Source organism: Photobacterium satsumensis (assembly GCF_050336935.1).
Lineage (GTDB): Bacteria > Pseudomonadota > Gammaproteobacteria > Enterobacterales > Vibrionaceae > Photobacterium > Photobacterium satsumensis.
The window spans coordinates 108,800-123,329 of the sequence record NZ_JAKJSK010000007.1 but is presented as its reverse complement, the minus strand read 5'-3'; the positions used below and the strand labels follow the sequence as shown (position 1 = coordinate 123,329).

At 50.3% G+C, this 14,530-nt stretch carries 13 protein-coding genes; 7 read left to right on the top strand and 6 right to left on the bottom strand.

Annotation, left to right across the window (positions count from 1 at the left end):
- Positions 1–24: 24 nt before the first annotated feature.
- Entirely contained in the window at positions 25–1,284 is a 1,260-nt protein-coding gene (locus L4D79_RS12270) for an imelysin family protein (protein ID WP_428651862.1), read from the bottom strand.
- A 238-nt stretch (positions 1,285–1,522) separates the two neighbouring features.
- Here L4D79_RS12270 and L4D79_RS12265 point away from each other — a divergent pair, with 238 nt between their 5' ends.
- Together L4D79_RS12265 and L4D79_RS12260 are read left to right on the top strand one after the other, a co-directional pair.
- The gene (locus L4D79_RS12265; RefSeq protein ID WP_428651861.1) at positions 1,523–2,008 is read left to right on the top strand and encodes a MarR family winged helix-turn-helix transcriptional regulator; all 486 of its coding nucleotides are present in this window, start codon (positions 1,523–1,525) and stop codon (positions 2,006–2,008) included.
- Positions 2,009–2,040: 32 nt separating this feature from the next.
- The gene (locus L4D79_RS12260; RefSeq protein WP_428651860.1) at positions 2,041–2,886 is read left to right on the top strand and encodes a LysR family transcriptional regulator; all 846 of its coding nucleotides are present in this window, start codon (positions 2,041–2,043) and stop codon (positions 2,884–2,886) included.
- Here the strand turns inward: L4D79_RS12260 and L4D79_RS12255 are convergent.
- Positions 2,846–3,616 carry a TSUP family transporter gene (locus tag L4D79_RS12255; protein ID WP_428651859.1) on the bottom strand — a complete coding sequence of 257 codons (771 nt, stop codon included), beginning with the start codon at positions 3,614–3,616 and terminating at the stop codon, positions 2,846–2,848. The two genes, L4D79_RS12260 and L4D79_RS12255, sit on opposite strands and share 41 nt — an antisense overlap.
- A 374-nt stretch (positions 3,617–3,990) precedes the next feature.
- On the opposite strand from L4D79_RS12255, the gene L4D79_RS12250 reads away from it, so the two are divergent.
- Positions 3,991–5,292 (top strand): anaerobic C4-dicarboxylate transporter, encoded by a 1,302-nt coding sequence (locus tag L4D79_RS12250; RefSeq protein ID WP_428651858.1) that lies wholly within the window; start codon positions 3,991–3,993, stop codon positions 5,290–5,292.
- 84 nt (positions 5,293–5,376) lie between these two features.
- On the opposite strand, the gene L4D79_RS12245 is transcribed toward L4D79_RS12250, so the two are convergent.
- Complete coding sequence (locus L4D79_RS12245; protein WP_428651857.1) at positions 5,377–6,267, bottom strand: LysR substrate-binding domain-containing protein; 891 nt, start codon at positions 6,265–6,267, stop codon at positions 5,377–5,379.
- Between the two features lie 206 nt (positions 6,268–6,473).
- Between L4D79_RS12245 and cuyB the strand changes: the two genes are divergently transcribed.
- Positions 6,474–7,184 carry a cysteate racemase gene (gene cuyB, locus L4D79_RS12240; protein ID WP_428651856.1) on the top strand — a complete coding sequence of 237 codons (711 nt, stop codon included), beginning with the start codon at positions 6,474–6,476 and terminating at the stop codon, positions 7,182–7,184.
- 26 nt (positions 7,185–7,210) lie between these two features.
- Here the strand turns inward: cuyB and L4D79_RS12235 are convergent, their stop codons facing one another.
- A complete protein-coding gene (locus L4D79_RS12235; RefSeq protein WP_428651855.1) occupies positions 7,211–7,999 on the bottom strand; it encodes a TSUP family transporter in 789 nt (262 codons plus the stop codon).
- Between the two features lie 539 nt (positions 8,000–8,538).
- Between L4D79_RS12235 and L4D79_RS12230 the strand changes: the two genes are divergently transcribed.
- The 3 genes from L4D79_RS12230 to L4D79_RS12220 are packed head-to-tail and all read left to right on the top strand — an operon-like array spanning position 8,539 to position 11,442.
- On the top strand, positions 8,539–9,258 hold the full coding sequence (locus L4D79_RS12230; RefSeq protein WP_428651854.1) for a (Fe-S)-binding protein: 720 nt from the start codon (positions 8,539–8,541) through the stop codon (positions 9,256–9,258).
- A 13-nt stretch (positions 9,259–9,271) separates the two neighbouring features.
- Positions 9,272–10,696, top strand: a complete 1,425-nt coding sequence (locus L4D79_RS12225; RefSeq protein WP_428651853.1) for a LutB/LldF family L-lactate oxidation iron-sulfur protein — start codon at positions 9,272–9,274, stop codon at positions 10,694–10,696.
- 2 nt (positions 10,697–10,698) lie between these two features.
- Entirely contained in the window at positions 10,699–11,442 is a 744-nt protein-coding gene (locus L4D79_RS12220; RefSeq protein WP_428651852.1) for a LutC/YkgG family protein, read from the top strand.
- Between the two features lie 10 nt (positions 11,443–11,452).
- On the opposite strand, the gene L4D79_RS12215 is transcribed toward L4D79_RS12220, so the two are convergent.
- Both L4D79_RS12215 and torA read right to left on the bottom strand, forming a co-directional pair.
- Complete coding sequence (locus L4D79_RS12215) at positions 11,453–11,893, bottom strand: group II truncated hemoglobin (RefSeq protein WP_428651851.1); 441 nt, start codon at positions 11,891–11,893, stop codon at positions 11,453–11,455.
- Positions 11,894–12,021: 128 nt separating this feature from the next.
- A complete protein-coding gene (gene torA / locus L4D79_RS12210; RefSeq protein ID WP_428651850.1) occupies positions 12,022–14,511 on the bottom strand; it encodes a trimethylamine-N-oxide reductase TorA in 2,490 nt (829 codons plus the stop codon).
- Between the last annotated feature and the right edge of the window lie 19 nt (positions 14,512–14,530).

The window sequence follows — 14,530 nt, the reverse complement described above, 5'->3', positions numbered from 1 at the left end:
CTATTTCGATATATTTAGTCAAACTTAGAACTGATGATCAGCGGTATCTGGGTTAAGGTTGCTAACCCCGATAATTGACGCTGCTTGCTCAATACTGGCGGTCTGCTTTACCAGTGCCATGATTGATTCATTCACCAACGCGTTACCTGCTTGATTACCCGCGGCGATAAGTTGGTCAAACGCTTGATCTTGTTTCTCTGCAGACTCAACCAAGGTATAAACCTGACGACGAGCACGATCGAACTCAGCCTGAATCGACTCTGCTGCATCTTTGTCTTTATTGGCGACGAGGTCGTGGATACTAGGACCAGAGACCAAAGTACCGTTCACACGCTTGTAGGTACCGGTATAAACGTTGTAGATACCCTGCTCGTTATAGTAGTGAGAGTTATGGGTATTATCCGAGAAACAATCGTGCTCATCTTCGGTAGAGTTTGCTTCCAGGGCGACTTTCATCCGCTCACCGGCGAGTTCGCCAAGCGAGAGTGACCCCATACCAAACAGCATCTTACGCAAGCCATTATCCGCCGAATCAGCCAGCAGCTCGGCACGGTAATTATCTTTAACTTCTGGAGACCATTGCTGAGTCATCCAGCTCAAATCATTTTGTAGCAGCACTGATGCCGCTTTGAGGTATTCTCGGCGGCGTTCACAGTTACCGTTGGTACACGCTTCACCGTAGGCAAAGTCTGAGTACTGGCGCTGGCCGGCTCCGGGTTTGGTGCCGTTGAGATCCTGACCCCATAACAAAAACTCAATCGCATGGTAGCCAGTAGCCACATTGGCTTCCGAGCCACCGATTTCGTTGAGATCAGCCAATAGTTCAGGCGTGATGTTTGCGGTATCAACCTTTTGGTTACCCACCTGAACAAACTTGCTAGCCACAATGTTAGCTTTAGCACCATCGTTACCTAGTTCATACTGGTAATCATCGGCCACATAATCGATCAAGCCTTCGTCAAGCGGCCATGCATTAAGCTGACCTTCCCAGTCATCGACCACTGGGTTACCAAAGCGGAACACCTCAGATTGCTGGTAAGGTACGCGCGCAGCCTTCCAAGCCGTACGTGCTTTATCTAGGCTTTGTTGTGAAGGGGAAGCAATAAACGCATCAATGGCTTTATCCAAGCCTTGTGCTGTCGTTAGCGAATCACTGTAGACACTGTGGGCGAGATCAGCATAGTGGGATACAACCTGCTGCTTGGAAACAGTTGTGGCGCTAGCTATCGCTGGCGCCACCAAAAATGTAGCCATAATCAAGTTACGAGGGAATTGAGTCTTCATTGTTTTTATTCATCCATGTGAAAGCTGTTTTATAACCACGAACGATAATGTAAGTGATAACTATTCTTGTTCCAATAATGATAACTAAGTTTGTAATAAAATGTAAATAATTTTTATTAAGCAATGTATTGCTTCGATATCCAATAACAAATCAGATCGAGACAACATTATGAAAAGTAAGGCTTCCAACTTTCGCCCGTTTGATGTAATTTCGCCGAGCACTAATTAGGAGAGTAAAATGGACAAGCACGAAGAGGTCTTGATTGCCCTGCGACAAATCATCCGAGCGATCGATCTGCATTCCCGCAAATTAAACAAGCTGGCTGGTTTGACGGGCCCACAGCTGGTGTTAATGCGCGCGATACGCGACTCCGGCGAAGTGACTATCCGCCAACTTTCCAATAACACCAATATGAGCCAAGCAACGGCAACCACTATCTTGGACCGATTGGAAAAGCGTAACTTGGTGATCCGTGAGCGCAGTAAACTGGACAAGCGTAAAGTCCACGCCTACCTCACTGAGGACGGAAAAGAATTGTTGGCAAAAGCACCGCTACCACTGCAAGAAGATTTCGTTGCCCGTTATCAGCGTCTGGAGGAATGGGAGCAATCATTACTGCTATCTTCTGTACAGCGCATTTCATCAATGATGAATGCCGAGCACCTTGATGTTGCAGCCATGCTGGAAGTCGGTAGCATCACCAAGCAAGAAACAGATCGCTAAGCCTATTCGGCAGCACGGCATAAGGTTTTCAATTGTTACTTGAAGGTATAGAAACGCTGCTGGTATTGGCCCAAGAAGGTACCATGAGTAAGGCTGGAAGCCGTTTGTACCTGAGCCAAAGCGCCGTAAGCAAACGTATCGCCAAACTGGAAAAGCGGATCGGTAAAAAGCTTATTGAGCCTGATGGGCGACGCATCAAGCTGACAGCCGATGCCCTTCAGTTAATCTCTGCCGTCGAGCCTGGCTTCAAAGCATTGAAAGGACAGATTTTTGATCAACTCGATGTTGATGATCACACACTCATTCACATCGCTTGCTCGGAAACCCTTGTTGCGGGCTATTTGGCTCCCTTTATGGGTAAGTATATCCAGCGAGACCCTTACCTTTACATAAGCACCCACCATACCCCGATCATTGTCGAGAAAGTACAATCTGGGGATGCCGCTGTGGGCTTCTGCGCCGGTCACCTACCGCCGCAACACGGATTGGCTGTCACCCATCTGTTCGACGAACCATTTGCTGTTGTCAGCCAACAGCCGCTTGAGCAACAGCCTAACCAGTTATTGGTTAATGACTTAAAAAATCCGGCCAATGCCAACCAAGTGAGTACGTTACAAAAAGCGGGGATTGCCCCTTTGATGGAAATGGATTCCTATACCGCCGCCGCCCAACTTGCATTAAGCGGGGTCGCAGCCGCATTGGTACCGATTTCAATTGTAAGAACCCTTAAAATAGCCCCTCACCACTGCCACCACTTCCCTTTCCTTGATGAACTCACACGTCCAGCCCAGCTTTGCTATCGCCAAACGAGCTTCCAATCAACTCGGATCCGCCGACTTATTGAAACCATTGCGGATTCTGTTCAACTAGCAGTTTAGCCGCCATACACATCGAGGTGATCACCACCATAGGTCTAATTAACTTGCGTCCCTTGGATATGACAACTTTCGCGCCCATTCTCGCCCCGATAAACCCACCAACTGCCATTATGATCCCGATTTCCCACACGGGCAGACCGGCAAAAATAAAAAACAGTAAGGCCGCAAAGTTCGAGGTAAAGTTAAGAATTTTAGTTCTTGCTGTCGCTTCCACCAGGCCAAACTGAGCAATAGCAACAAAGCAGATGGTGTACAGTGCCCCCGCCCCAGGGCCAAAGAAGCCGTCATAGAAACCGATACTGGTACCGACCGTCAGAGCAAAAACATTCTCCGACAATTTCGGCTTACCGCCTCCCTGGCCTATCTGTGGCGCGAACAAGAAATACAGAGAGATACACACCAGTAAGATAGGGATCAATTGAGTCAATAGTCCGGCATCAATGCGTTGGACCAGCTCAGCACCGATGGCTGCACCGACGAAGGTAAACACGATCGCATTGCGCATATCGCGCAAACTGACCAACCCATTACGAACGAAGTACAGCGACGCTGAAAAACTGCCAAATGACCCCTGTAGCTTATTCGTTGCCAATGCCTGTGTTGGCGGCACCCCCGCAGCAAGCAAAGCAGGTACCGTTAGCAGCCCGCCACCACCTGCGATGGCATCGATAAACCCCGCTAACCCTGCCACAAGAAACAGCAGCCCCAGCACTTCAATTGACCATTCCATTTAGTATCTTCTTTTCGTTAAGCTCTTGAGTTCAGGTCGAGAAAAGTACCATTCCCCCCAACCTTGGAATAGCGAAACGTCGGATAACAACCTATTCCAGTTTGGAATTGGTCAACCTTAGCTCACAAATTGCTAATACATATTACTGACTCCAAGCAATGAAGCTGATGGTTTTATCAGCAAATATCGGCGACATTATGCGCAACAATTTGAATATTGTCATTCGTCTGTGAACTCAGTCTCAGTTTCAATCTAACCGCTATGCCGATTCGTTATTGAAAAGCGATATTTAGCATTTAACAGCATTTATCCGTTTTAGCACTATACCCGCAGTTTTTTTATGGTTTAACAATTCCAAACGGATAGGAAACAATATGTTAGTAGCATTAGAGCTGATAGTGGTATTAGGCTGCATATACTGGGGATTAAAGATGGGCGGGCTCGGCGTCGGGCTCGCTGGGGGACTGGGGCTGGCAATTCTAACCCTCGGCTTTGGCCTTGAACCCAGTGCTCCCGCCGTCAATGTTATCCTGATCATCATGGCGGTCGTGACCGCCGCTTCAACCATGCAGGCAGCAGGCGGTATGGACTGGCTAGTGCATCACGCCGGCAACCTAATGCGCCGTAACCCTAAATACATCTGTTTTCTGGCGCCGATGATCACCTGGCTAATGACCATAATGGCCGGCACCGGGTACACCGTGTTTTCGACCTTGCCGGTCATTTCAGAGGTAGCAAAAGAGATTGGCGTGCGCCCTTCCCGCCCACTGGCCGGCGCAGTAGTCGCCTCGCAAGTTGCCATTTCTGGCTCTCCTATCTCTGCGGCAATGGCTGCAATGATTTCCATCATGGAACCGATGGGCGTAAGCTTCCTTGAAATCATGGCCGTTTGCTTACCTGCCTCATTTATTGCCGCAATGGTCGGCGCTTTCATTGCGTCCCGCCAAGGCTGTGAGCTTAAGGATGATCCCGTCTACCTTACCCGCATCCAGCAAGCCCATGAGCATAAACAACAGCAGAGCATTACCTTAGCGCCGAAAGCAAAATATTCCGTCATGCTGTTTCTGCTCGCGACCATTGCGATTGTTGTCTACGCCGCTTTCCCTACACTACGCCCGCATTTCGCTGACGGCAGCATGATGTCGACCCGCGATATCATCATCGTTTCGATGTTCGCCGTTGCCTGTTTGATGGTGCCTTTGTGCAATGTTGATCCGGAGAAAATCATCCGTACCACGACCTTCCGCTCCGGTATGAGCTCTGTGGCGGTTATTCTCGGTATCGTCACCATGGGCTCGACGATGGTGAATGCCTACTTACCTGAAATCAAAGACTTTGCTGGTTCCTTGCTGCAATCCTACCCAATGCTGTTGTCATTGGTACTATTTGGAACCTGTACCTTGCTACTATCGCAAGGTGCGACAACCCCATTGATCATTCCTTTGGCGTTGAGCTTACAGGTCCCTCATTGGGCTATCCTAGCTTCGTTCGTCGCGGTAACTGGGGTGTTTGTCCTACCGACCTACCCAACCTCGTTGGCTGCTATTGAATTCGATTCGACGGGCTCTACCCGGATGGGCAAAAATATTTTTGACCACCCATTTCTGATGCCAGGTTTAGTTGGGGTCGCCGTCTCGACGGTTTGTGGCTTCCTGCTAGCCCCGATGATTGTGTAGGGTTTAGATTGTGTAGTTTTTTGGGAAACAACGTAGGAAATAGCTGATGTATAGCGAAGCACCGGATGGGGCTTCGCTATTTGTTTATCTCTGCTTTTCAGCATGAAGACGCAATGCTTGCCAGACTTGCTCGCCTGCAGGGTGCAAGCGAGCTTGATAACGGTAAGCGTAATAAGCAATAGGCAGTCGGAGTGAGTCATCGCCAACAATAGCGACTTTCCCACTTTCAAGCTCGTGCTTAATAGCGTAATCCGGTAACCAAGCGACACCTAATCCTTGCAGTGCCAATGACTTCAATAAGTCTGTCATTGATGACAGGAATACGGGTTGCAAGTTAACCTGACCCCGTATCGCCTCAACTTGACGCCCCATGTAAGAGCTCGGGCTGTACGCCAACCAAGGCACTTCCGTATTACTGGTAATTCGGTAGAGCGGTTTGCCTGCACTGTCGCAGGCACATACCGGTAAAAGTTCAGCTTGGCCGATTGGCAAAGACTGGTATGGCGGCAAGCGCAGCAGTTCATCATCGAACGCAAGCAGCAGGTCACAGCCCCCCTCTTGCAGCTCCTCTATCGCATCATCTACATCGATCGCTTCGACACTCAAAACCGGCTTATGCTTGCCTGCAAGCAATTCCGATTGAATGGATGGTACCAGGCTGGTTGCCAACGAGTGGGCTGCCGCAACACGGACATTGTTCCCCCCCAGTTTTGACAAATCTGACAGTTGACCAACCCCATCCATCATCTGGTTGATCAATGTCCTGGCTGTAATTCGGAACAGCCGGCCACTGGGTGTAAGCGCTACCGGCGTTTTGCTACGATCGACCAACTCTGCACCGACCGTCTGCTCTAGCGCTTTTATCCGGCGACTAAATGCAGGCTGGGTGACATTACGCTTTTCCGCTGCCAGAGAGAAGTTTCTCACCTCTGCCAACGCCAAAAAATCTTCCAACCACTTACTTTCTATATTCATAACGGCACAACACGCCTATCCCTAACCAGAAGCAACGGCAGTATAGCGAAACACTTTGCACATACAGAATTATTTCAAGCTATTGGGATCACAGTTTTGGCACATAGCCATACTGATTTTGCATGACGGGCTCAGCAACGGCATTTCTCACAGCGATAGCGCTCCCCTATAGTGAAGTCAGTGGAAAATACTGTAGGAACAATAAGATGAGCAGGAAATTAGGTATATTGGGCGGAATGGGACCACTCGCTACTGTCGAGTTCATGCAAAAAATTATCGCACAGACGCCCGCCAGCAGTGATCAACAACATATTCCTATGCTGGTTAGTAATAACCCTCAGATCCCCGATCGTACCGCCTTCCTGATCAGCAACGGCGACGATCCCTACCCGGCTCTAAAACAAGGTATGGAGCAACTCGAACAAGCAGGGGCCGAATGTATCGTTATGCCTTGTAATACCGCGCACTACTGGTATCCCCGCCTGAGCAACACCTGCCGGGTACACATGATTAGTATTCTCGATAGTGTTGTTAGCGAAGCCCAACAGCGAGGCTATCGTAAAGTAGGCATCCTGGCTACCACAGCAACCATGACGACGAGGATGTACCAAACCAAACTGGCACAAAAACAAATTTCGGCCATTGCCCCTGAACAGGCCCAGCAACAAGCGGTAATGGAAGGAATCTATGCAGTAAAAGCAGGCGATGTCGAGCAGGGGCACCGTTTAATGAAGCCGGTATTTGATGCCCTACTCGAACAAGGCGCTGATGCCGTAATTTTGGGGTGCACTGAAATCCCGGTAGCCCTTGCAGAAACGGTCTACCACCAGCCAGAACAGTGCCTAGACTCTCTCAATATTTTGGCAAAAGCCTGTATTGATTGGGCAACAGCAGACTCTGCCGAACTTGTTGCCTAATAAAAACAGTCATATGCAGAATAAAACTAGACGAAAGAAACGATAGTATCTATCCATTGGGGGTGCTGTTCAGCAAGAAGCTTGACGGCCATAACCATCGATACCATCACCACTAAGGGACGGATCAACTTCCGTCCTTTGGTAACCACCACTTTCGCCCCCAGCCGTGCGCCAATAAAGCCGCCCAGAGCCATCACCAAGCCGATTTCCCAAATAGGCAAGCCGGCAAAAATGAAAAACAGCAATGCTGCAATATTCGACGTAAAGTTAAGTACCTTGGTTTTTGCCGTCGCTTCAACAATCCCCAACTGGGCGATCACAACAAAACAGACAGCAAACAGTGAGCCGGTTCCCGGGCCAAAAAAGCCATCGTAAAAGCCGATGCCAGTACCCACCGTCAAGGCAAAGCCCGCTTGGCTTAGCTTGGGATTGCCGCCCCCGTCACCGGCATCTGGGGCAAACAAGAAGTAAAGTGCAATCGCGACCAAAAGCCCCGGGATCACCTTGGTTAACGTACCGGCATCCATATACTGCACCAGCAAGGCCCCTGCCGCAGAGCCAACAAACGTACACGCTATGGCCAGACGCATATCATTGAGCTTGACCAACCCGTTACGGACAAAATACAAAGTGGCAGAAAAACTGCCGAATGAACTTTGTAGTTTATTGGTCGCCAATGCCTGAGCCGGAGGGATCCCTGCGGCTAATAATGCCGGCACGGTAAGCATGCCTCCACCGCCAGCGATGGCATCAATAAAGCCCGCGAGGCTAGCAACCACAAACAAGGCCCCAATAATTTCCCAAGAAAATTCCATACTATTTCCAACACTCAAGATAAAACACAGCAATAGGCAACCGACTTCTCAAAACGTGACCGCTCAAGAGGCTCGATAGAATACGGATTTTCATTCAGTAATTAAATTTCTTTTTACAGTCAGTCACGCCCTATTTGTTGTTAATTTACCAACATTATCGCGAGGTAAGAATGGTGGGCTTTCATGCGATGCAAAGCAAGGTACCAATAACACAGAAAAATTAACCCTAAGATTAGTGCAGGGATCTACAATCATTATTTCCAAAACTTGATAAATAGAATGTCACCCCCCTTCGCCTTATAACTCATAACCTATTATTTTAATTACCCATAGTGGTTAACCATCAAAACTAACACTCCCCAGCACAGGTGTTAATTATGTTGTTTTTCGCTTTAATGCCGACAAAAAAACGTAGCGTAAAATCGGCTATTCCCTACAATATTCTTCCTATAACAACATTTCGTTACACCCTGTAAACAAAATTACAAAGAGTGACGCGTTGGTTCGCTAACGACTTCACCTCATGCACTGGAGCCAGTATGAAGGTCAATCTTTTCGCCACCTGCCTGTGCGACACCATCAAGGCAGAAGTCGCCAAAAAAAGTGTTTTACTGCTGGAACAACTCGGCTGTGAAATTGTATTTCCCGAACAGCAAGGCTGTTGTGGCCAACCTTCACTCAATAGTGGCTACATCAATGCCAGTAAAAAGGGGATAAAGAGCCTGATCATGGCTTTCGAAGCCAATGATTTCCCTATTGTTTCCCCAGCAGGTTCCTGTGTTGCCTCCATCAAACGCTACCCGGAATACTTGGCTGATGAACCGGAGTGGGCCCTACGCGCTCAGAATGTTGCCGATCGTTTCTTTGAACTTACCCAGTTTGTCGTCAATCAGTTGGATGTCACCCAAGTCGGTGCCAAGCTTAGTGGCCGCGCCGTTTACCACCCTTCATGCAGCCTGATCAGAAAGCTGAATGTGCGTGAAGAGCCCATCAAACTGCTAGAGCAAGTTGAGGGCTTGACCCTGCTCCCTATCAACCACCAAGAAACCTGCTGCGGATTCGGCGGGACATTTTCCATCAAGATGTCAGAGATCTCCGCTGAGATGGTCAAAGAAAAAGTCAGCCATATTTCAGCTGCCGAGCCCGATTACCTTATCGGCGCAGATATCAGCTGCCTGATGAATATCGGCGGCCGTATTAGCCGTGAGGGTAAGCCCATCAAGGTATTGCACATTGTTGATGTGTTGATGAGTCGCTGAGGGAGAAAACACCATGTCGATGAAAACCAGTACTAACCACTTCAAGCAACGCATCGAAGTCCAAATGCAAGATACCTTCATGCGTGAATCGGTCGCCAATGCCCAAACCCGGATGTTCACTAACCGCCAGATCGCAGCAGAGAAGCTCGGTCAATGGGAGCAATGGCGTGAAATGGGCATGGATATTCGCAACCATGTACTTGAGCACCTTGATTACTACCTCCACCAACTGAGCGAAAGCGTCAGTCGTAACGGCGGCAAGGTTTTCTTTGCCCAGACGGCCGAAGAAGCCACGGACTATATAGAAACGATCATCAAGGACAAGAAAGCCAAGAAAGTCGTCAAGTCCAAATCCATGGTCACCGAGGAAATCAGCCTCAATGCAATGATAGAGCGCAACGGCTGTGAGGTGGTTGAAACGGACCTCGGGGAATATATCCTACAGGTCGATGATTACGATGCCCCCTCGCATATCGTGGTCCCGGCGCTGCACAAAAACCGCTATCAGATCCGCGATATCTTCCGCGATAAAATTGGTTACCAAGGCAGCGAGGAGCCAGAGGCACTCACCCGCTACGTCAGGGAGTATATCCGCCACGATTTCCTGGAAGCTGACATCGGTATTACCGGCTGTAATTTCGCCGTTGCCGAATCGGGTACCGTGACACTGGTGACCAACGAAGGAAATGCCCGCCTCGCCACCAGCCTGCCCAAAACCCATATTGCGGTCATGGGGATGGAGCGTATTGTGCCGACCTTTGAGGAACTGGATATCGTTATTAGCCTGCTATGCCGCAGTGCGGTTGGCCTCCCTCTCACCGGGTATGTGACAGCGTTAACCGGTCCGCGTGAAGACGATCACCTCGACGGCCCGGAAGAGTTCCATTTAGTCATCGTCGATAATGGTCGCTCTGATATCTTGGGCTCGGAGTTCAAAGACATACTGCGTTGTATTCGCTGTGCTGCCTGTGTGAATACCTGTCCGGCCTACCGCCATATAGGTGGACAATCATACGGCTCGATCTACTCAGGGCCGATAGGTGCCGTGCTGTCGCCATTACTTGGCGGGTATGAGGACTTTAAGGAGTTGCCGTATGCCTGCAGCCTTTGCCGGGCGTGCCATGATGTGTGTCCAGTCAAGATCCCATTATCCGATCTGCTGCTGAAACACCGTCAGAAAATGGCCGAACAAGGCATGACACCGCTGTCAGAGCGCATGAGCGTAGCAGCATTTAACATCATCAATGCCCGGCCGCTGTTGTGGGATAAAACAGTCAAGGTCGGGGCAACGATGGCCAGCGGCCTAATTCGTAACGGCAAACTACCACTGCAGGTCGGCGCTATCGGTGAGTGGACGGAAGCAAGGGATCTCCCTCAGCCCGACGGCCAGTCATTCCGCAGCTGGTTTAAAAACAGACAATCGACCCCGGAGTCTTGATCATGAGCGATATCATCAACCGCGAGCGTTTTCTCGATAACATCGCTGCCAAGCTGGGACGTCCACGGCAAACAGCACCTGTTGAACGCCCACCACTGCGTTATGCATGCCATCATGAAGTCATGGCTGGAAAAAACAGCGATGAACTAAAGCGCATCCTGATTGACTACACCCGCAAGGCACTGGGGGCCCAAGCTCTGGTCACCACCAAAACCGGCCTAACCGAATCTTTGCGCAGGGTGTGTGCCGATTACTGCAATGATGAAACCGCAGTAAGCCAGTCAACAGTACCAAACGAAACCTTGGTGTCCGCCGATCCGCGATTGCTGGAATTATTTGATCCCGAGCAGTTGGATACTGATAGTCATACCGTCCATGTATGGAATACCCAACTGGGCTATGGACCGAATATCGAGATCGCCGAGCGAGCCAAAGTGGGGATAGTGTATGCCGAGCAGGCGCTGGCTGAATCCGGCACCATGGTACTGTATAGCCAACCCGCGCAAGGTAGGGCTATCAGCCTGCTCCCTGAAGCCTCGGTGTTCGTGGTGCCCAAAAGTGCACTGGTGGCACGCTTGACCCAAGCGACCGCTGAACTGCACAAGAAAGCCCAGCAAGGGGAAAGGCTACCCTCGTGCGTAAACTTTATCTCCGGACCGAGCTCTACCGCCGATATTGAGCTTATCAAGGTTGTCGGGGTCCACGGCCCGATCCATGCCACCTATGTCATCATTGATGATTTGTAGCCGTTAAGTGCTAGGTGCGATTACGGCACATTTCAGCAGGGAATGACAACTGAACCATGACATGACGAATGAACAGTTCGTCATAACCCTGCTCGTCGAGGGCTTTTTGCATACAATGCAGCCACATTTCTTTCTCGGCAACACCAATCGCTAAATGGCGGTGCGCACCGGGCAGGTTCATCATCCCGAACTTCTCTTCGTATCGCGCTGGACCGCCGAGCCAACCAACCAGGAAAGTCGTCAGCTTGTCGATAGATTCAGTCAAATCATCATCGTGCATCTGACGCACTTTCTTGGCCTGCGGCAAGGTATCCATATGGCGATAGAATGACTCAACCAAAGCCCTTATTCCCTCTTCTCCCCCTGCCGCATTGAAGGCATTTTCCCCTACCGTATAATCTGGCGCCGTTTTTTCTCGAACGGTGTAATCATTGGGTCTATATGGCTTCATGTTTATCTACAACTGTTTGATGTATCAATAATGGAATTATACGGAATAATTGCAGGCGAGTGCTGTGTTACATCTCAGAAAAAAGCCACCTTATTGGTGGCCTTCTTTTTTACACAGTGAAAATCCTATCAAGACTCATAGATCGGCCCACCGAATGCGGTAACCGGTGGTACTTCCCCTTTGAATTTCTCGATATCCGCCACCACGGTATTGGCACTGGTTGCCTGAGCCAGTTCGGACGTGCCTACGTCCATGGTCAAGGTATTCGGATCGCCATAGGTATCGATGGCCCCCAGTTTCTCACTAAGCGGCCCATACCACGCCCCTTCATGGATACGGATCACACCCGGTGGATAATCGTCGGATACCACCGCACCGGCCAATAACTGGCCGCGGTCGTTAAACACCCTGACCAGATCCCCATCGTTGATCCCACGGGCTTTGGCATCTTCCGGACTGATATAGACAGGCTCGCGATCCTGTACCGCATAGGTGGCGCGGTATTCGTCCGACTCACACATCTGCGAGTGCAATCGCTTATCCGGGTGGCAGGACTGCAACCAAAGCGGGTATTTATCAGAGCCCGGCCCACCGTGTGAGCGCTCGGCTTTTTCAAACCACATCGGGTGCCCTTGGCAGTGCTCGTAGTTATAGCTGGCAATCTTACGGCTGTAGATTTCAATAAACCCTGAAGGTGTCCCCAACGGATTGATTTCCGGGTCTTCACGGAAGTCAGCATGGCGGACAAAGTTTTTGCCTTCACCAAAGTCGACCCACCCCGCTTGCCCCACTTCCCAGAACTCGTCGAATTCCGGCATTTCAAAGTTGGCCTTATTGGCTTCACGGCAATCATCATAGAGTGAACGTACCCACTCCATCTCATCCATACCGCGGGTATATTCTTTATTACGGCCAAAACGGCGGCAGAAATCGGTAAAGATATCAAAGTCGGTACGCGACTGGTAAAGCGGATCAACCAGCTTATGCATCGCCAGCACCCCGGTTCCGGAGTAGGCCCCATACAGGTCGATATCATTACGCTCAAATTGGGTACACGCGGGGAGTACAATGTCCGAGAAGCGGCACGTCGCCGTCCAGGCGAAATCAATCGTTACTACGGTTTGCAACTTCTGGAAGGCGGTTTTCATTCGGTTTCGATCTTGATGGTGGTGCCAAGGGTTACAGCCACTGACCACCAGCATCTTGGTATCGGGCAAGACGACCTTCGCGCCGTTATAATTAATCTCTTTACCTGGTTCAATAATCGCATCGACCCAACGGGCGACAGGAATCGTTCGGCTATAGCCCTTGAAGTCACTGTTATCCCACTTCGGTTTCTTGCCTTCATCAACATTACGCGGAAAGCCACCCGGGCCAGCCGCCCCCGTCGGTGGGATACCCACCCCACTGTAATGGTGAGAATAGGATATTCCGCCCCCCGGCAAACCTATTTGCCCTAGCATAGTGGCAATTACCGCCCCCATCCAATAGGGCTGCTCACCGTGTTGCTGACGCTGCACCGCCCAGCCAAAGATCAACTGGGTACGGTCTTTGGCCAGCAAGCGGGCAAACTCACGGATATCATCGGCTTTGACACCACAGATAGGCTCCGCCCATTCAGGGGTTTTCTCTACCTTGTCTTTGGACTCTCCGAGCACATAAGGAATAAATTCATCGAAGCCCAAGGCATAGGTGTCGATGAATGCTTTATCGTACAATTCTTCTTTATACAGGGTATGGGCGATAGCCAGCATGAATGGCACATCGGTTTGGGGGTTCACATAAAGCTGATCACAGCCAAAGTAGTTTTGGCTTTTCGATTTCACCGGATCCACCGAGATCACTTTGATCTCCCCTTTGGCGATCTTGTCTTTGAGTTGCTCGTAGTACATGTAGGAGTCGTGAGTCTCGCACTGCCAGCCTACTTGGGTGTTCTTGATTGGATCATTCGCCCACAACACGACCGTCTTGCTGTTAGCCAGAATATCCGGCCAAGAAGTCCCCTGAGCGTAGACCTCGGTTGAGCCCAGCACGTAAGGCATGATCGTCTGGCCGGCACCGGTCGAGTAATCCCCGACCTTGGTCATGAAATTGCCATGCATACCCACGGCACGCTGCATATGGTTACCACAGCTGTGGAACTGGCCGGTCTGGCGCCAACCGGTCATGCCGGCATGCAGTGCCCAAGGCCCATAGTCCTTCTGGATCCGTTCTAACTCGTTATAGAAGATGTCTAACGCCTCATCCCAGGTAACCCGGACAAATCGGTTATTACCCCGGGTATCGCCGCTGTACTTGTGCTTCTTCAGCCAGTCGAGTCGGATCATGGGATAACGGACTCGGGAAGGGTTATAGATAATCCCTTTGACCCCGTTAATCATATCGGTCGGGTACTTGTCCCGCTCTAACGGTTTGATCTCGGTGACCTTACCGTTATAGATCTTGGCGCGGAATGCCCCCCAGTGGGAGCCTGTGGTTTTCCAAACCCCGTCCGCCGAATACGGTGACGATACCTCTTCGGCTGCCCGGGCAACAGAGGTGAGTAAACTTGGACCGATAACACCAACAGCACTCGTTGTTACCAGCCCTGATAAAAATTGACGTCGACTCAGAGACATGTTTTTACCTCGCTTCGCT

What these genes read in the sequence shown, in the direction of transcription:
- L4D79_RS12235 (WP_428651855.1), bottom strand. Translation starts at nt 7,999, where the DNA reads ATGGAATTTTCTTGGGAAATTATTGGGGCCTTGTTTGTGGTTGCTAGC.
- torA (WP_428651850.1), bottom strand. Translation starts at nt 14,511, where the DNA reads ATGTCTCTGAGTCGACGTCAATTTTTATCAGGGCTGGTAACAACGAGT.
- L4D79_RS12255 (WP_428651859.1), bottom strand. Translation starts at nt 3,616, where the DNA reads ATGGAATGGTCAATTGAAGTGCTGGGGCTGCTGTTTCTTGTGGCAGGG.
- L4D79_RS12220 (WP_428651852.1), top strand. Translation starts at nt 10,699, where the DNA reads ATGAGCGATATCATCAACCGCGAGCGTTTTCTCGATAACATCGCTGCC.
- L4D79_RS12265 (WP_428651861.1), top strand. Translation starts at nt 1,523, where the DNA reads ATGGACAAGCACGAAGAGGTCTTGATTGCCCTGCGACAAATCATCCGA.
- L4D79_RS12250 (WP_428651858.1), top strand. Translation starts at nt 3,991, where the DNA reads ATGTTAGTAGCATTAGAGCTGATAGTGGTATTAGGCTGCATATACTGG.
- L4D79_RS12215 (WP_428651851.1), bottom strand. Translation starts at nt 11,893, where the DNA reads ATGAAGCCATATAGACCCAATGATTACACCGTTCGAGAAAAAACGGCG.
- L4D79_RS12245 (WP_428651857.1), bottom strand. Translation starts at nt 6,267, where the DNA reads ATGAATATAGAAAGTAAGTGGTTGGAAGATTTTTTGGCGTTGGCAGAG.
- L4D79_RS12230 (WP_428651854.1), top strand. Translation starts at nt 8,539, where the DNA reads ATGAAGGTCAATCTTTTCGCCACCTGCCTGTGCGACACCATCAAGGCA.
- L4D79_RS12225 (WP_428651853.1), top strand. Translation starts at nt 9,272, where the DNA reads ATGTCGATGAAAACCAGTACTAACCACTTCAAGCAACGCATCGAAGTC.
- L4D79_RS12270 (WP_428651862.1), bottom strand. Translation starts at nt 1,284, where the DNA reads ATGAAGACTCAATTCCCTCGTAACTTGATTATGGCTACATTTTTGGTG.
- cuyB (WP_428651856.1), top strand. Translation starts at nt 6,474, where the DNA reads ATGAGCAGGAAATTAGGTATATTGGGCGGAATGGGACCACTCGCTACT.